Origin of the sequence: Neptuniibacter sp. QD37_6, from assembly GCF_047778085.1 — a bacterium.
GTDB lineage: Bacteria > Pseudomonadota > Gammaproteobacteria > Pseudomonadales > Balneatricaceae > Neptuniibacter.
Window position 1 is genome coordinate 1,220,439 of the sequence record NZ_CP180550.1, and the last position, 16,967, is coordinate 1,237,405.

Below are 16,967 nucleotides of genomic sequence, written 5' to 3' on the forward strand. Positions count from 1 at the left end.
TAGCGAAGTTTAGTTTCAGGGTGTAAAAAAGGGCATCCAGAGGATGCCCAAGCTTCACCGGAGGGTGAATAGATGAAGATGAACGCTAGCTTATATTAAGGAGCATGAAGGGGATGTTCCTTTATTAGCTAGGTACGTCTTAGAAAGTAACGGATGCTTCTACGATTAAGCCGTCCCACTCAGCACCTCCAGCAGCACCGAAGGTAGTTGCTCCACCGCCAGAGAACTGCTCTTCTTCTTGTTTAACGTATTCTGCTTTAAACAGTGTAGCGTCGTTCATCCAGTAACCAGCACTTAGCTGAATACGGTCTGATTTGTTAGGGCCTGTTACGCCTGTGCTTTTGTTAGCGACTTCACCGTAGCGAGCGGCAACATAGAAGTCATTGCTGATATCGTATTTACCTTCAACAGCCCAGAATTCCATTTTGGATTTTTCTTTGATGTAGGATGTCTGAAGAGACCCTTCACCAGCAGCCCAGCTGTAATCATCTTCTGCTGCACCATACAGAGCATGAATTAGGAAATTGTTAGCTTTATACTGAACGTCAGCTTGCCACACAAAGGCATCTACACCTGGAACAATCAGAGGATGAGTTGAGCGTGCACTTGGTGCAGTACTAGCGAACTGGTAGTTATCTCCATCACCTATAGCGATTAGGGAGCCAAATGGTTTACCTGTTACAGCAGAAAGATCATGGTTGGTTTTAAATGTACCTGCACCAAATGAAAGACCGCTGTCTAGGTTAACTGTGCCGCGTAGGCCTAGGTTATAACCATGACCAGGAGAGAAATCAGTGAAGAAGTCTGGAGTTGCAAAAACTGCATCCCAAGTCACGTTTGTACCGCTTTCAAGGTTGTGGGAACCATATGCCCAAAGGCCTTCTTCGGCAGTGATCATGTCAGTGATGCCGTTACCAACAAATGGGTTGCTCTGTACGGCTGCACCATCAGAATAGCGGATGAAGTTCTGAGTGGTTGATACAACGTTACCCAGGCGAATACCTGTGTTGTTAGGCAGATCGAACTGAATCCATGCTAGGTCCTGGCTGATAGCTGCGCTACCGTTATTCCAGTCGTTAGGTTCTTCCGCTAGTTCAGCAAACACAGACACGTTTTCTGCAACCTGTGCATTAATATTCAGAGCAAAACGCATACGCTGGAATGCAGAATCAGCTGCTGCATCATCGGCATTAGCTGCAGCGCCTTCTACGTCGATGCCTGACTGCCATGCCTGCATTGCAGCACCGCTAATCTTGATTTTTCCATCCATGAATTCAGCTGCTGTTGCTGTAGTTGCGGCAGACATTGCTAAAATAGCTGCAGCAACGTTCATGTTAATAAGTGTTCGTTTCATTAACGAATCCCCCTGACGTTCTTATTAGTAAATTTTTGTTGGTGAACAAAAAATAATTAAATTTAATTACTCTAGCCCTTTTATTAATCGCAATAGCTGTGCCAGAAATGGTTTTTTTGTTTTGTTATTTGTAACTACATGAAAATAATGGTTTTTTTTTGGAGGGAGGTTGATAATAAGACTCTTTTATAATGTGTCTGTTTTAATTGGAGGTCATGTGTAGCAATATTTTTTCTATTAATGCGACAGCTGTCTTATTTTTTTATTTATAGTTTAAATTTTTTATTTGGCTAAATTTTTGTTCTTTGCATCGGCTGTTTTATTTATGCTACATGTGTATATTTTAAGGTTAAAAAAATGGCACCTTAATTTAGGTGCCGTTTTTGTATATTTAATTTAGTGATGCTGTGTAGGAGGAGATGATGGATTTTTTGTTGCAATTGCTATCTGATAGCCTTCTTTGTGTTTGCCAACAAGATAAACAACAGAGCCAAACTCTGGTTCCTCATCTCCTACAGTGTCTTCAAAATAGATCCGCATTAGGTGAGTGACAGGCAGATTGCTCTGATATTTCTTATGTCCTACTGAAAAGTTATTGAGAAACTCAGTATCTGCTTCTTCAAATTCAGTACCAATAACCTTGCGACCAAAGTTATTACGTGTGTAAACGCGGATCATTTTTTGTTTGTATTTTCTCACGCCTTCCCAGTTAATCAGCGACGAAATATTTTCATAGCTTTTGGCTTCATGAGCGGTTAGAAACCTATCGAGCAAAGCTTCTTTGGTTGAGGGTAGTTCTGAGGCGGTTACATTCATACATGAGATGGCCAGAGCCAGGGGTAGTATTTTTTTAATCATTCTTATTTTCTCCAAATCGCATTTGTCCTGTACGTTAGAATGGAACTGAGAAATAATTGCAGGTGTTGTGCCAATTTTTGAGGTAGTTAGTAAATAGCAGTAGTTAAACAGTAGACATAAAAAAGCCTGAGGCAGGCTCAGGCTTTTTGGGCATTAGAGGGAGGTTAATAGATTTCGTTTGGTTGAACGATATTGTATTTTTTCATCTTTCTATAGACGGTGGACCGGCAAATATTAAGCTCATCGGATACTTGAGTGATATTCCACTTATATTTTCTCAAAGCTTCGATTAGGCGGCGGCCTTCTTCATCATCGACAAAGTCGGATAGGCTCATGGCTTTAGGTTCTTCTGGGATAAATTCATCTTCTTTAAACATGTTTTTTTCGGCACGGACTTCGATTGGAAGGCTGTCGATGGTGATATGTTTATCCATTGATACTGCCAGTGCATAGCGTAGAGCATTGGACAGCTGACGAATATTACCTGGCCAATGGTAATCATTTAGCATCTGGCGGGCTTGTGGGGCAAAGTTCACGTCTTCTGAACCACCTAATTCGCTATCGAGAATGCAGTTCATAATGAAGTCTTTATCACTGCGTTTGCGAAGTGGGGGTAGCTTAAGAGCCATACCGTTAAGTCGATAGTAAAAATCTTCGCGGAAAAGTTTATCTCTTATGCGTTGTACCAGATTCTGGTGGGTTGCTGATATGACCTGTATATCCAGCGGTTTAGGCTGAGATGCGCCTAATGGCATGATCTCTCTTTCGGCTAAAGCACGAAGTAGTCGAGTTTGCAGCTGGACAGGCATATCACCTATCTCATCAAGAAATATGGTACCACCATTTGCTTGTTCAAGTTTACCTTTCATGCCTTTTCGATTAGCGCCGGTAAAGGAACCACTGCTGTAGCCAAAGAGTTCACTTTCAATAAGAGATTCTGGAATAGCTGCGCAGTTGAGAGCGATGAATGGTCCGTCTTTCTTGGCGCTAGCATCGTGTATAGCTCTGGCAAAGGCTTCTTTGCCGGTACCGGTTTCACCAGTAATCAAAATCGGAATGTCTTTATTCAGAACATGGCGAATTTGTTGTACGTTCTGTCTTACATCAGGGTCTTCACCAGCCAGTTGTTCCAGAGTAGGGTGTTTGTGTTTATGAGGACGTTCATCTTTAGTTTGAGTGGTCTGTGTGTTTGAGCTCCCTATGATTTTATTAGCAGGAACGCGTAGGGCAATTTCTATTTCATCCAATAGTTTCGGTGACTGGTGGTGAACTGTGCATGCGCCACCATTGCTTTTGGTAAGCAGTTCCTCAACTGTTAATCCTGTGATCTCTTCAATCTGGCAACCCAATAATTGCTGCCCTGTTTCTAGCAGACTTTCGTATTCGGCAAAGGCGGAGCGATTTGCTCCAATGATCACGCCTCGTTCGTTGACGGCTAAAAGTTGTTCTTGTGCCAGATCAGAGAAATTGTTTGTCTCTTTGATATGCATTGTGATCTGGCTGCGGTAGGTCTGGCGGAAATAACTATTTTCAATCATCCTGCCATACATCATTACCATTTGCAGGGTTAGATATTGGCTTTCTTTTGAGCCGGTTGCTCCTAGGCATGATGCGTTTAAACAGCCTTTGAGGTCACCTAAAGGGTCAAAAATTGGTGTGACCGAACAACTCAAAGGGCTTTGCGAATCGAAGAAATGCTCGTGTTGATGGATGATGATTGATTCTTTCTCAACCAAACATGTGCCAATGCCATTGGTACCTGCTTGCTTTTCTCCCCATCTGGATCCAACTAATAGCCCTGCGTCCTGCCATACATCTTTCATCTGGGATGGAAGTTTTGCATCCAAAGCTAAACCTGTCTCATCAGTCAGAAGTACTGAGAAACCGGCGTTAGCAATACGTTTTGACAGACCAATTAAGCCGTTGCGAGCAATTTTCAGGTATTCCTCATTTAGTTGTAGCTGTTGCTCAAGCTCATATGAGGTAAGTATCTCTATTTCGTTATTAAGATGAGGATTGAGGCCGTGTTGCACAAGGCTGCGTTCCCAGGATTTGGCAATCTGGTCACCGGGCTGAATATCTCTGTCCTGAAAGTTTCCGGTTACATAGGCCACTACATCCTTGGTGCCTTTTATTTGAGGCGTGTTTCGCATTATGGATTCGCTCCGGCCTTACGCTTTGGCAATTAAGCAAAGATGTCTATCTGCTGCACTAATTGTGGCAAGACTCTTTATTTTTGTTATCTGTGTAAGTTTAGCAATGTTCTCTGACATTGTTGAATGGTATTAGCATGATGTGTGCCATTGCTTTTAGGGGGGGGGCTTTTCAGCATAATGTTGCAATTGTAGGGTGATTTTTGTTGCATACTTGCTTCAAGTGGTGCTCTGGACGGGTAGTGACTCTACTTGCTGTCATGTGTTGCACTGGGAGGTCGGGTGTAGCAGTGGTGCTACACCTGTATCATTTCAATGAATTATTGGGGTAGAGTAATGAAGTGGGCTCAACCAGAATTTAAAGTTCTGCGTATTGGTTTTGAGGTAGCGGTGTATTTTGTAAACCGTTAAGTGCTTGCATGGCTTTTTGCCCTGGTTGCTTGGATGTAATCTCAATAAAATGGCTGCGTGTGCTGTCCCGTTGGGATGGCATGCCTGTTTCAAATTTTCTTCCTCCTCCTCTTTTTCTTCTTCTTTGCTACATATGTGTCTGAATTGTGTTTTTCTGTTGCAGGCTTGCGACGGTATTGGGCTGTGTTTTTAATGTCGATCACTCTAATGAAAAAGTATTTGTTTTATTTTCAAGTGGTTAGCGACTTTTTTTTGATTGGCATATTTTTTGAATTAATTGTTAGCGGATTGTTACTTACAACAGAAAGTCATGAATCATATGGGGATTCCTAAAGTTTTCTGATTTCTTGTAGGGCAAAGCAGATAATAAGTATAAGAGCAGTAGATACATGAGTTTGTATAAAAGTATTGAGAAAGCTTTCTTTAATTCACTGACGAAAAAGATAGTCGGCAATGTTCTTTCCCTTCTTATTCCTCATATAGTTCTTATGGCGTTGGCTTATTATCATGCCAGCGAAATAGAGAATGTTCTTTCTGGTATAAAGATGAGTGAATCAGAAAGTCTTCAGTTGAATGAGGCGTTGAGCACTTTTTGGATAGCGGGAACTATTACAGTTGTTTTTGCTTTGATTGGTGGGGTTTTTACAATCTTTTTCATGCGGCACCTTTTTCTTAAACCTATTCAGGATGTGACAACAGTTTTAGCGGCAATTAGGGAAAAAGATGGAGATATATCGGCGACGCTGCCGGTATATACCTTTGATGAAATCTCGACTATGTCGAGTAGCTATAATGATTTCTCGGCAAAACTTAAAGAGATTATTGCTGACACCCGGTCCAGAAGTGTGAATGTTGCTCTGTCTGCCGCGCGTCTTAAAAAGATTATTGGCCAGGCTCACAAGAAAGCCAGTGAACAGGAAGAAAGGGCACATCAGGTCTTCCTGTCCAGTAATGAAGCGACACAGGCTATTGATGAAATCGCCCGCAGTACGATGCAAATAAGCGAGCAGAACACTTCAAATTTGGATGAAGTACGTGGCTCAAGTGCTGAGTTGTTAAAGGTTCAGGAGCAGATAGAAGCGATCAGGGACTTGGTCAATCAGTTCCAATCTACAGTTCAGAGCCTGCAGGCTAATTCACAAAATATTACGCAGATTCTTTCCATGGTGCAGGACTTTTCTGATCAGACAAACCTGCTTGCTCTGAATGCCTCAATTGAGGCCGCTAGGGCTGGGGATGCGGGGAGAGGTTTTGCGGTAGTTGCTGATGAGGTGAGAAGTCTGGCGCAGAAAGTGGGTTCTGCAACCAGCGAGATTGATAAGAATATTTCACAGATGTCTTCGTTGGTATCCGATACGAATGATAGTGCCAAAAACATCCTTGGCTACGTTGAAACAACTGGCGACTTTATCGAAAATACCAATGGCCAATTTGGTCAGTTGGTAAAAGATTTTGAGCAGGTTAATGGCCAGCTCTCTAGTATCAGTGCAGCTATTGATGAGTTGTCTTATACCAACAAAAACTCCCATAAGCATGTTGAGCAGATCACCCAAATATCTGCTGATATTAAAGGGGAAATGGATCATTCGCAGAGTTATTCCGATGATCTGGAGGTGTCGACTGAAGAGAGCCAGGAGCTGCTTTCCCGCTTTATCATTGGTTATGGAGCTTTTGAAAGTATTATTCAAAAGGGGCGTAGTTTTAAAGCCGAACTGGATGAGAATCTGTCTGGATTATCATCACGCTGTAATATTTTTGATACCAATTATCTGCGTCTTAACCCTAATCAAAAGCCAGAAAAGTTCAGTGTAAGTTATGTTGACCAGTTTGATGCGATGCTGCAGCCGGTTTTTGATGCTTTCGTCCAGCGAAACTCAGAATTTATCTATTCTGTTTTGGTAGATAAAAACGGTTATATCGGTACGCATCACCGTAAAGTTTCTAATCCGTTAACAGGTGACTTTATTGTCGATAATGCGCAAAGCCGTAATAGACGAATTTTCTTTAATACCCGCTCAGAGCAGCGCCGAGCGACTCAGACTCAGCCTTTCTTGCTGCAAACCTATGTGCGTGATACGGGCGAGATTCTTAATGAACTATCGATTCCAGTCTTTGTAGATGGACGTCACTGGGGGGCATTAATCATGGGCTTTGATCCGCAGGTGCTGTTGGGCTCATAAGTAAAGGTCATCGTATCTCATTCTGCTACTAAAAAGTCGGGCAGTTTGTATAGGTGAGGGGTCAATAACAAACACAGAGGAATTGTCTGATGTGTTGGTATTATTGGTTCAAATTTAAAAACATGAAAATAAAACTATTAGGAGTTTCATATGAACTGGACTAAGCCGTCTTACACAGATCTGCGCATTGGTTTCGAAGTAACTATGTATTTCGCGAACCGTTAATCGCCTTTCCGTTCTGTTGTCCTGGTTACCCCGATCTTTGGTCGGGGTGGCTTGGAAGGGAAATATAATGAAAGTACAAGTATTAGGCTCAGCAGCCGGTGGTGGTTTTCCGCAGTGGAACTGTAATTGCCGTAACTGCAGTGGTGTAAGAGCCTGCACTATTAATGCTAAACCCCGCACTCAGTCCTCAATCACAGTAAGCGCCGACGGCGAAAACTGGATTCTTTTTAACACCTCTCCAGATATCCGTGAACAGCTCACAAACTTTGGCCCTATGCAGCCAAATCGTTCTATCCGCGACACCGGCATCTCTGCGATTGTGTTTATGGACAGCCAGATTGACCACACAACAGGTCTTCTTATGTTGCGTGAAGGTTGCCCACATAATATCTGGTGTACAGAGATGGTCGAGCAGGATCTTACAACCGGCTTTCCTATCCTGAATATGTTGAAACACTGGAGCGGAGGTAACAATGTAAACCGTATTCCGATTGGTGAGGGAGAAAACAGCTTTGTGATTCCGCAAGTGCCGGAACTGAAACTGACCGCTGTACCACTACTCAGTAGTGCACCACCTTATTCACCACATCGTGATGACCCCCATCCGGGTGACAATATCGGTATCCAAATCGAAGATACCCGGACGGGCATAAAACTGTTCTATGCACCTGGCTTAGGTCAGATCGAACCCCATCTGCGTCCTTATATGGAAGCAGCGGATGTACTGTTGGTTGACGGTACTATTTGGAGCGAAGACGAACTTATAACCACAGGCGTTGGTGACAAGCTTGGTGTCGCAATGGGGCATCTGCCTCAGTCAGGCGAGGGTGGCATGATTGAGTATCTGGATATGCTGGAAAAACCACGCAAGATACTTATCCATATTAACAACACCAACCCTATCCTGGATGAAGATTCACCTGAAAGAGCAGAGGTGGAGTCTCACAATATTGAAGTCTCTTACGACGGTATGTCGATTGAGCTGTGAGCCCAGTGAGCTCAAATCCAATAGGCCACGTGAACAGTATAAAAAGGCTTAGAGTAGAATGAACAGTCAAACCAACGATAAGTTGCCAATGAGTCGCGAAGAGTTTGAAAAAGCACTGCGTGCCAAGGGCGATCTATATCACACCCAGCACCCTTACCATATTGCAATGTACGAAGGTCACAGTACCCAGGAGCAGGTCCGGGGTTGGGTGGCCAACCGTTTCTATTACCAGATTAGTATCCCAGTAAAAGATGCTGCAATTATGGCGAACTGCCCGGATCGTGATGTGCGTCGTCACTGGGTGCAGCGTGTACTGGACCATGATGGTTATGAAGGTGCCGAAGGTGGTATCGAAGCGTGGTTGCGTCTGGGTGAGGCGGTAGGCCTGACCCGTGAAGAGATCCTCTCCGGTGAGCATGTGTTACCGGGTGTTCGTTTTGCGGTTGATGCTTACGTCAACTTTGCACGCCATGCAACCTGGCAGGAAGCAGCCAGCTCCTCTCTGACAGAACTGTTTGCGCCAACTATCCATCAGAACCGTCTGGATACCTGGCCTGGCCACTACCCATGGATCAAAGAAGATGGCTACCAGTATTTCCGTAACCGTCTGATCGAAGCGCGTCGTGACGTCGTGCATGGTCTGGATATCACTCTGGATCACTACACCACACGCGAGCAGCAGAACCGTATGCTCGAGATCCTGCAGTTTAAACTGGATGTGCTCTGGACCATGCTGGATGCCATGTCCATGGCCTATGAACTTGATCGTGCACCGTACCACACGGTAACCCGCGAGAAGGTTTACCACCGGGGGCTGTTTAATGACTAAACAGGAAGCTGCGGTCAGCACTCAGGTTGAGCTGAGCATGGTCCCAGCGTTGAGTAAAATGTTCCGTTTTCAGTGGGAAAAAGCCCAGGACTGCTATGTATTACTCTACCCTGAAGGTATGGTTCAACTGAATGGGCCTGCAGGTGTGATTCTGGCGCTGGTCGACGGTGAGAGAAACGTACAGGGCATTATCGATAGCTTGCAGACTAAATTCTCGGATGCCGAAGGTATTGACGCAGATATCCTGGAATTCCTCGGAGGCGCATATGAGCAACACTGGATCACCCTGTAACGCGCAACCGCAACTTATACATGGGCAAAAGCAGGGAAAGGCACATGGCCAGCCGTTATGGCTTCTGGCCGAGCTGACCTACAAGTGCCCGCTGCAGTGCCCATACTGTTCCAATCCCCTAGACTTTGCTGACTTTGGTGGAGAGCTTATGACCGAACAATGGTTGGACGTGTTCCGTCAGGGCCGCGAAATGGGCGCAGTTCAGCTGGGCTTCTCGGGTGGTGAACCACTGGTGCGACAGGACCTGATCGAACTGATCCGGGGCGCCAATGATATGGGGTACTATACCAACCTGATTACTTCCGGTGTAGGGCTGAACGAACGCAAAATGGCAGAGTTTCATGAGGCGGGGCTGGATCATATCCAGGTTAGTTTTCAGGCCAGTGATAAATCTGTTAACAACATGCTGGCGGGCTCTAAAAAAGCGTTTGATCAGAAACTGAAGATGGCCCGCGAGGTGAAAGCACAGGGTTATCCAATGGTGCTCAACTTCGTTACTCATCGCCATAATATCGATCGAGTTGATCGTATTATTCAACTCTGCGTAGAGCTGGAGGCTGATTACGTTGAGCTGGCTACTTGTCAGTACTACGGCTGGGCCAAAGAGAACGTGCGCCAACTGCTGCCAACACAGGCCCAACTGGAGCGGGCAGAACGCATTACTAACGAGTACCGCGTAAAACTGGCAGCGGAAGGTAATCCAATCAAGCTAATCTTTGTAACACCGGATTATTACGAAGAGCGTCCTAAAGGCTGCATGAATGGCTGGGGGCAGGTGTTCCTCACTGTAACACCGGATGGTAAAGCGCTTCCTTGTCATAGTGCACGTATGCTGCCAATTGAATTTCCGAATGTGAAAGAGATGTCACTGCAGCAGATCTGGGATGAGAGTCCGGGTTTTAACTACTTCCGTGGTGATGACTGGATGAAAGAGCCTTGTCGTAGCTGTGATGAGAAAGATAAGGACTTCGGTGGCTGTCACTGTCAGGCATATATGATGACCGGCGATATGCATAATGCTGATCCTGTCTGCGGGAAGTCACCGTATCATGACAAGATTCTTGAAGCCCGTCAGGAGGCCGAAACGGTGGTAAATAATCCTGAGGAGTTTATTTATCGTAATAAAAGAAACTCAAAGGTGTTTCTTAAGGTTTGAATATCTCCATATCATCTTTTTATCCGTCTTTAGTTCTTTCTCGTTAATGCGACACCTGTTTCTATTGCAATGGTTCAGGTGTCGCTCGTTCATGACTGTTAATCGTTTTAACCTTATGTAAATAAAGGATTCTATTTTTTGGCCTAATACTTGCTCTAGTTATTTTTAGCATGCCTGAACTCGTTTTACATAGAAAACGGCAGTGCTTGTTCATATAAATAATAAAGAAAGAAACGTTATGGCCAGCATCGTGAAAATCTTGCTCATAGGTTTGTTGTCGTTACAAACTTATGCCAGCACACATCCAGAAGTACGTGTTGCATTGTTGCAATTCGGAACCGTCAATTGGGAGATTGATGTTATCCGACACCATCAGTTGGATAAGAAACACAATTTTTCCCTGAATGTCATACCTGTGGGCAGTAAAAATGCCAGTGCAGTTGCGCTACAGAGTAAAGCTGTTGATATCATTTTCAGTGATTGGGTTTGGGTAAACAGACAGCGTTTTAGCAAACGTATGTATAGCTTTTCGCCTGCCTCTTCAGCTGCGGGTGGTTTGTATGCCCAGCCAGACAGCTCGATTACTTATCTACATGAATTGGAAGGCCTGCGCGTTGGTGTGGCCGGTGGCTCCGTTGATAAGAGCTGGCTACTGCTGCAAGCATTTGCCAGGAAAGAGCATAAATTGAAGCTGCAGGATTACGTACAGCCAGTTTATGTTGCTCCCCCTCTTTTAAATAAATTGATGGATCAAGGGCGATTACCTCTGAGTCTGAACTTCTGGCACTACAGTGCTCGTCTCAAGGCTAAAGGCTTTAAACCCGTGCTGAAGGTTAAGGATATTGTTAAAGGCCTAGGTATTCAGACTCAGGTGCCTTTAGTGGGTTGGGTTTTTGAAGACAAGTGGAAAACTCAGAATGGCGAGCTACTGGATAATTTCTTAAAAGCGTCACTGGAAGCAAGACAGATCTTGTTGAACTCTGATGAAGAGTGGCAGCGCATCCGTCCGTTAACCCATGCAGAGAACGATGAGGTTTTCAATGCGCTTAAAAATGGTTACAGGGGAGGGGTGCTCCAGCGTTTTACTGAGCGTGAGCTAGATTCTCTGGATCGCTTGTATGCGATTATGGCTGCCGAGGGCGGAGATGCTCTTACAGGAGGCGCTGATTTACTTGATCGTGATCTGTTTTATATCCCTGTCAGCGAAGGTGGCGTGCTGTTAGGTCAAGGTCGTCTGAAATGAATCAGTACTCTCGAAATCTGATTTTTGGCCTAACTCCGCTGCTGTGTATTCTGATGGTGTGGCAGGGTGCTGCATTGCTGTTAGACAATGCTAACCTCCCCACAATCTCTGCAGTGGTTAGTAGTTTCTATTTTCATCTGTTAGATGGGCAGATGCTGGAACATCTACTCATTACGCTGTTTCGAGTTGCAATCAGCTTTGCCATTGCCATGTTCTTGGGTGTCTTAATCGGTATTGTTATGGGCGCCTTTCCCAATCTGGATAAGGCGGGTGATTCCTTGTTGGTAATCGCTCTTAATATCCCCGCGTTGGTGACCATTCTGCTTTGCTATATCTGGTTTGGTTTGGTTGAAGCATCAGCTATTGCTGCCGTCGCCATCAACAAAATTCCGACCGTAATTGTCATGATAAGGGAAGGAGCAAGGGTCGTAGATCGTGACTTGTTGCAAGTGGGTACTGTGTACCAAATATCACCCCTAAGATTCTTCTTTAAGATTTATCTGCCACAGTTATACCCCTTCATTATGGCCTCCGCCCGATCTGGTCTGTCTTTGATCTGGAAGGTGGTGCTGGTGGTTGAGTTGCTAGGGCGGAGTGATGGCGTTGGTTTTCAACTAGGTTCATTTTTTCACTTCTTTGATATTGCAAGCATCTTGGCTTATACCCTCGCTTTTGCCGCCATCATCTTGTTGATTGAAGGTTTGATTATGCGTCCACTGGATAGATACATCGCAAGGGGGGGATATGGTCAAGCTTGATGTTGCTGTTCAAAGCAAGAGCTTTTTCGGTCAATCACAGCAGGTACTGGGTCAGATTGAATTCAGTATTGCTGCTGGAGAGTTTATTGCCATTGTTGGCCCATCCGGCACAGGTAAAAGTACTCTGCTAAATATGATTGCAGGTTTGGAATGCGGTGATGATGCGACAATTACTTTTGATCAGCTTCCACTGGATGATAAACCGCCTTGCGATGTTAGTTATATCTTCCAACAGCCTCGCTTAATGCCTTGGTTGAACGTTAGGGATAATTTGTCTCTGGTAAAACCTGATGCTTCAGATTTCGAAATTGATGGGTTGCTGGGCAAGGTAGGACTTGCTGGGAAAGGTGATGTTTTTCCTAAACATTTATCCGGAGGCATGCAGCGACGGGTCAGTATCGCCCGTGCATTTCTGACTCGTCCTGAACTTCTGCTGCTAGATGAGCCTTTTGTTTCTTTAGATGAGCCCAATGCCCAGCGCTTAAGACTCCTTCTGTCTGAGTTATGTGAAGAGCAAAAACCAACAGTCGTATTTGTCACCCATGATTTGAATGAAGCGATTCAACTTGCAGATCGAATCCTTTTTCTATCCCCATCTCCAGGTAGTGTCATCCTTGATAAAAAAATTGAGTTAAGCAGGCCCAGAAGTGAGCAGGATACGAACTTTCAGTATTGGAAATCACAACTTTTGTCCCAGTATCCAGGTTTATTGGAAGGGCAGATTATTGAGCCGGTACTGAAGCCAGTGAGTGGAGGTTTTAAATGAAAACACAGAATGCTCTTGAGCTAAGGGCGGTAAGTAAAAGTTATGGTGCTGTGGAGGCACTCAATAACATCGACTTAGCGATCAAACCGGCGGAGTTTGTCGGTTTACTTGGTCAGAATGGAGCGGGAAAAACAACGCTATTTCAGTTACTGACAGGGTTATTCAATAGTGACACGGGTTCGATATCTGTTAGTGGTTTCAACATTCAGAAAGAGCCGATTAAAGCTCTATCAACTCTGGGTGTAGTTTTTCAGCAAAGTACGCTTGATCTGGATCTGAGTGTCTATGCCAATCTTAAATTTCACTGCCTTCTTCACGGTTTAAACCGTAAAGAATCAGACCCGCTTATTCGTACTGAGCTTGAGCGCTTTTCGATGCTGGAGGTAATGAACCTTCCTGTTAGGGGATTAAGTGGTGGTAACAGGCGTAAAGTTGAACTGATCCGAGCTCTGTTACACAAGCCTAAAGTGCTGTTGATGGATGAAGCTACTGTTGGCCTAGACCCTGAATCACGAGCATCCCTACTGGAGTATGTCGGTTCGTTGTGTAAAGAGCGTGGTTTAGCTGTGCTCTGGAGCACTCACATTATTGAGGAAGTGCAAGAGGCAGATCGTGTTGTTGTCCTAGATAAAGGGCAGATATTAGCAGAGTCCTCACCCGCTCAGTTGTTGAAGCAAGCTTCACAGCCATGTTTTTCTCTTGCAGATGCGTTTCTGCAGCTCATAACAAATAATAAGAAAGTTGGAGTAGTTTATGAATAAGTTCGCTAAGTATCTGCAGGCAGGTTCTTTTGCAGTGTCTTTATGCTTGACGGCCAGTGTAGAAGCAAAAACAGGTTATGTTTTTGTCAGTAGTGAAAAAGATGATGTAGTGACTGTTTTTGATGCTGAAATGATGAACAAAGTTACTGAGATTAAAACCAGCGAACGACCAAGGGCGATGCAATTGAACAATGATGGTTCATTGCTATACGTTGCTTGCGGCGATGATGATGCTATCGACGTCATTGATGTTGCGGCACTGAAAGTAAAACAGAGCATTGATATTGGTGAAGACCCGGATCGCTTTGATATTTCACCGGATGAAAAATTCCTTTACGCCTCTAATGAAGATGATGGCCTGGTGACGGTTTATGACCTGATCAACAACGAAACCGTTGCTGAAATAGAGGTCGGTGAAGAACCAGAGGGTGTACTGGTCAGTCCTGATAATCGAGTTGTCTATGTAACTTCTGAAGTCGCAAACATGGTGCATGTTATCGATGTTGAGACACAGGAAATTCTGGAAAATATTGTTGTAGGTAACCGTCCGCGTCGTATGGAACTGACCCAGGATCTAAGTGAACTCTGGGTGAGTAATGAAGTTGGCGGCACTATTTCAGTTCTAGATACCAGCACTTATAAAATGAAATCTGAACTGAGCTTTTCGCCTAAGGGAATCCGTCCTGAAAATATCTCCCCTGTGGGTATGGCAATGACTAAAGATGGCAAGATCGCTTATGTCACTTTAGGAAGTGCGAACCATGTGGCTGTTGTTGATACTGCAACGCATAAAGTTCTGGATTATGTACTTGTTGGTAAGCGTGCCTGGGGAGTAAGTCTTAACAATGACGAGAGTAAACTGTATGTAACAAATGGTAAAAGTGATGATCTGGCTGTGATTGATACAGCTCGCCTGAAGGTTATCAAGTCCGTTCCTGCAGGTCGTGTTCCTCATGATGTAGTGGCAGATGACTAATGGTTGGGCTAATCAAGAAGACCAGGGGGCTGCTGTTTGCAGCAGCTTCCCTGTTTATCGTTACTGGTAATGTGCTTGCGGCTGACCTGCAGGCTATCAATATTGCTTTGATCGAGTACGAGGATGATTCTCGTTACAAGCAAAACATCACAGATGCCCGATATCAGGCGCAGCCTTGGGGGCGTCTTTCACATGCGCTTAAACTTGCTATAAAAGAATCCCGCTTTGCCGCACAGAAGAAAGGGGTGAAGTTCAATCTGGAAGAGCATGAGGTTGAGACGCTTTCTGAAATTAAGGAATTGATTCCTCAGCTGGAACAGCAGGGTACTCATTTCTTTATGCTGGATCTACCGGGTGAAGGTGTTCGTTTAGCTGCGGCAAGTTCAGGTTCTGCAAGCAGTACATTATTCAACCTGAGTGCCCTAGACAACTCTCTGCGAAATGAATTTTGTCAGTCTAATCTATTGCACGTAGCACCTAGCCGTTTGATGCTGACGGATGCTATGGCGCAGTATCTGGTTTCCAAAAAGTGGAATGAAGTTTTAGTGCTTTATGGAGAAGGGAAAGAAGATAAATCCTATCTTGCTTCACTCAAGGTTTCTGCGAAAAAATTTGGTTTGAAACTGATTGCAGAGAAGCCTTACAAGCTAGGTAATGACCCACGCCAACGTTATCGCAATAATATTGCGCTTCTAACCGGTAAAGATGATTACAATGCGCTGTTTGTGGTGGACAGTAGTGGTGAGTTTGCGGTGGATGTTCCCTATGCCTTATTAAAGCCACGACCAGTTGTTGGATCGGCGGGATTGGTGTCTGACTGGTGGCATTGGGCCTGGGATAGAAATGGTGCGCCTCAGGTAAACAAGCGCTTTATGAAAAAGGCTAAACGCCATATGACCGGTTATGACTGGTCTGCCTGGTTGGCGGTGAAGCTAATTGCTGAGTCTATTCTACGTCAGGAGCATCTTGATACGAGCTTGCTTCTAGCAGACCTTAAGCAAGATGCATTCAAAATGGACGGTGCAAAGGGTTATCCATTGAACTTTCGCCCTTGGAATAACCAATTGCGCCAGCCTGTTTTCCTCACTTCGTTAAATAGGGTGATAAACAGAGCGCCAATCGAAGGCTTTTTGCATCCTCGTATTAACCTTGACGTATTAGGTAATGATAAGGGTGAAGGGCGTTGTAATCTGAGTAGTGGGTCCTGAATATGAATATCAGACATGCAATCAATGCTTTCACTGCTCTTTCTACAAGAGAAACCAATAAGTTTATACGTCAGAAAGGGCGGCTATTTTCAGCCTTGGTAAGGCCAGCACTTTGGTTGCTTGTTTTCGCAGCAGGATTTCAAAATGTTTTTGGTGTTGCGGTTATTCCTCCTTATGAAGCATACATTGAGTATGAGGTCTATATCACACCGGGCTTGTTGAGCATGGTGATCTTATTTAATGGTATGCAGTCATCGTTGACCATGGTTTACGACCGGGAAATGGGACTTATGCGTCTCCTTCTTACAGCACCATTGCCTCGTTGGTACATTCTGTTTTGCAAACTTCTGGCAGGGGCTGTGTTGTCCATATTACAGGTTTATTGCTTCTTAATTATCTGTTGGGGTTTTGAAGTAGATCTTCCTGCAGACGGTGTAATAACGGCATTTCCAGCATTTTTCCTGACTGCGCTGATGCTAGGGTCGCTGGGGCTTCTGCTATCTGTATCGGTAAAGCAGTTAGAGAACTTTGCAGGTATGATGAACTTTGTCATTTTCCCGATGTTCTTCATATCACCTGCGCTTTATCCACTCTGGAAACTGGAAGAAGCGGGGGCTGAGCTGGTTTATCAATTGGCTCAGTTTAACCCGTTTTCACATGCCGTTGAACTTATCCGCTTCGCCTTATATGGGCAGATTAATCTGACTTCACTTTATGTCGTAGTTGCAGGGTTTACGGTGTTCTTTCTTCTTGCTGTTTGGGGGTACGATCCACAGAAAGGGGTTGTATCTAGAAGAAAAGCTTAATTC

Annotated in this window: 16 protein-coding genes; 13 read left to right on the plus strand and 3 right to left on the minus strand. The window is 44.5% G+C overall.

What is annotated here, in order from left to right; translation table 11 throughout:
• Window positions 1-139: 139 nt before the first annotated feature.
• The 3 genes from ACMXYO_RS05560 to ACMXYO_RS05570 all read right to left on the minus strand — a co-directional run bounded on the left by ACMXYO_RS05560 (window position 140) and on the right by ACMXYO_RS05570 (window position 4,365).
• Window positions 140-1,354 carry a hypothetical protein gene (locus ACMXYO_RS05560; protein WP_415887556.1) on the minus strand — a complete coding sequence of 405 codons (1,215 nt, stop codon included), beginning with the start codon at window positions 1,352-1,354 and terminating at the stop codon, window positions 140-142.
• A 396-nt stretch (window positions 1,355-1,750) separates the two neighbouring features.
• On the minus strand, window positions 1,751-2,212 hold the full coding sequence (locus ACMXYO_RS05565) for a hypothetical protein (protein ID WP_415887558.1): 462 nt from the start codon (window positions 2,210-2,212) through the stop codon (window positions 1,751-1,753).
• A 164-nt stretch (window positions 2,213-2,376) separates the two neighbouring features.
• Window positions 2,377-4,365 (minus strand): sigma-54-dependent Fis family transcriptional regulator, encoded by a 1,989-nt coding sequence (locus ACMXYO_RS05570; protein WP_415887559.1) that lies wholly within the window; start codon window positions 4,363-4,365, stop codon window positions 2,377-2,379.
• Between the two features lie 800 nt (window positions 4,366-5,165).
• On the opposite strand from ACMXYO_RS05570, the gene ACMXYO_RS05575 reads away from it, so the two are divergent.
• From ACMXYO_RS05575 to ACMXYO_RS05635, 13 genes are all read left to right on the plus strand, one after another.
• Window positions 5,166-6,956 carry a methyl-accepting chemotaxis protein gene (locus ACMXYO_RS05575; protein ID WP_415887560.1) on the plus strand — a complete coding sequence of 597 codons (1,791 nt, stop codon included), beginning with the start codon at window positions 5,166-5,168 and terminating at the stop codon, window positions 6,954-6,956.
• Between the two features lie 150 nt (window positions 6,957-7,106).
• A complete protein-coding gene (gene pqqA / locus ACMXYO_RS05580; RefSeq protein ID WP_415888073.1) occupies window positions 7,107-7,181 on the plus strand; it encodes a pyrroloquinoline quinone precursor peptide PqqA in 75 nt (24 codons plus the stop codon).
• A 67-nt stretch (window positions 7,182-7,248) separates the two neighbouring features.
• Complete coding sequence (gene pqqB / locus ACMXYO_RS05585; protein ID WP_415887561.1) at window positions 7,249-8,169, plus strand: pyrroloquinoline quinone biosynthesis protein PqqB; 921 nt, start codon at window positions 7,249-7,251, stop codon at window positions 8,167-8,169.
• 58 nt (window positions 8,170-8,227) lie between these two features.
• Window positions 8,228-8,998 carry a pyrroloquinoline-quinone synthase PqqC gene (gene pqqC / locus ACMXYO_RS05590; protein ID WP_415887562.1) on the plus strand — a complete coding sequence of 257 codons (771 nt, stop codon included), beginning with the start codon at window positions 8,228-8,230 and terminating at the stop codon, window positions 8,996-8,998.
• Window positions 8,991-9,290, plus strand: coding sequence for a pyrroloquinoline quinone biosynthesis peptide chaperone PqqD (gene pqqD / locus ACMXYO_RS05595; protein WP_415887563.1), 300 nt, complete (start codon window positions 8,991-8,993; stop codon window positions 9,288-9,290). Before pqqC ends, pqqD begins: the two co-directional genes overlap by 8 nt.
• Window positions 9,265-10,446 (plus strand): pyrroloquinoline quinone biosynthesis protein PqqE, encoded by a 1,182-nt coding sequence (gene pqqE, locus ACMXYO_RS05600; protein ID WP_415887564.1) that lies wholly within the window; start codon window positions 9,265-9,267, stop codon window positions 10,444-10,446. Before pqqD ends, pqqE begins: the two co-directional genes overlap by 26 nt.
• Before the next feature lie 238 nt (window positions 10,447-10,684).
• Complete coding sequence (locus tag ACMXYO_RS05605; protein ID WP_415887565.1) at window positions 10,685-11,689, plus strand: ABC transporter substrate-binding protein; 1,005 nt, start codon at window positions 10,685-10,687, stop codon at window positions 11,687-11,689.
• Window positions 11,686-12,447, plus strand: coding sequence for an ABC transporter permease (locus ACMXYO_RS05610; protein WP_415887566.1), 762 nt, complete (start codon window positions 11,686-11,688; stop codon window positions 12,445-12,447). The genes ACMXYO_RS05605 and ACMXYO_RS05610 overlap by 4 nt, the downstream gene beginning before the upstream one ends.
• Window positions 12,434-13,213 carry an ABC transporter ATP-binding protein gene (locus ACMXYO_RS05615; protein WP_415887567.1) on the plus strand — a complete coding sequence of 260 codons (780 nt, stop codon included), beginning with the start codon at window positions 12,434-12,436 and terminating at the stop codon, window positions 13,211-13,213. Before ACMXYO_RS05610 ends, ACMXYO_RS05615 begins: the two co-directional genes overlap by 14 nt.
• Window positions 13,210-13,974, plus strand: coding sequence for an ABC transporter ATP-binding protein (locus ACMXYO_RS05620; RefSeq protein WP_415887568.1), 765 nt, complete (start codon window positions 13,210-13,212; stop codon window positions 13,972-13,974). Before ACMXYO_RS05615 ends, ACMXYO_RS05620 begins: the two co-directional genes overlap by 4 nt.
• On the plus strand, window positions 13,967-14,950 hold the full coding sequence (locus tag ACMXYO_RS05625) for a PQQ-dependent catabolism-associated beta-propeller protein (protein ID WP_415887569.1): 984 nt from the start codon (window positions 13,967-13,969) through the stop codon (window positions 14,948-14,950). The genes ACMXYO_RS05620 and ACMXYO_RS05625 overlap by 8 nt, the downstream gene beginning before the upstream one ends.
• Complete coding sequence (locus tag ACMXYO_RS05630) at window positions 14,950-16,158, plus strand: amino acid ABC transporter substrate-binding protein (protein ID WP_415887570.1); 1,209 nt, start codon at window positions 14,950-14,952, stop codon at window positions 16,156-16,158. Before ACMXYO_RS05625 ends, ACMXYO_RS05630 begins: the two co-directional genes overlap by 1 nt.
• A 2-nt stretch (window positions 16,159-16,160) precedes the next feature.
• Complete coding sequence (locus ACMXYO_RS05635; protein WP_415887571.1) at window positions 16,161-16,964, plus strand: ABC transporter permease; 804 nt, start codon at window positions 16,161-16,163, stop codon at window positions 16,962-16,964.
• The last annotated feature ends 3 nt before the right edge of the window (window positions 16,965-16,967 follow it).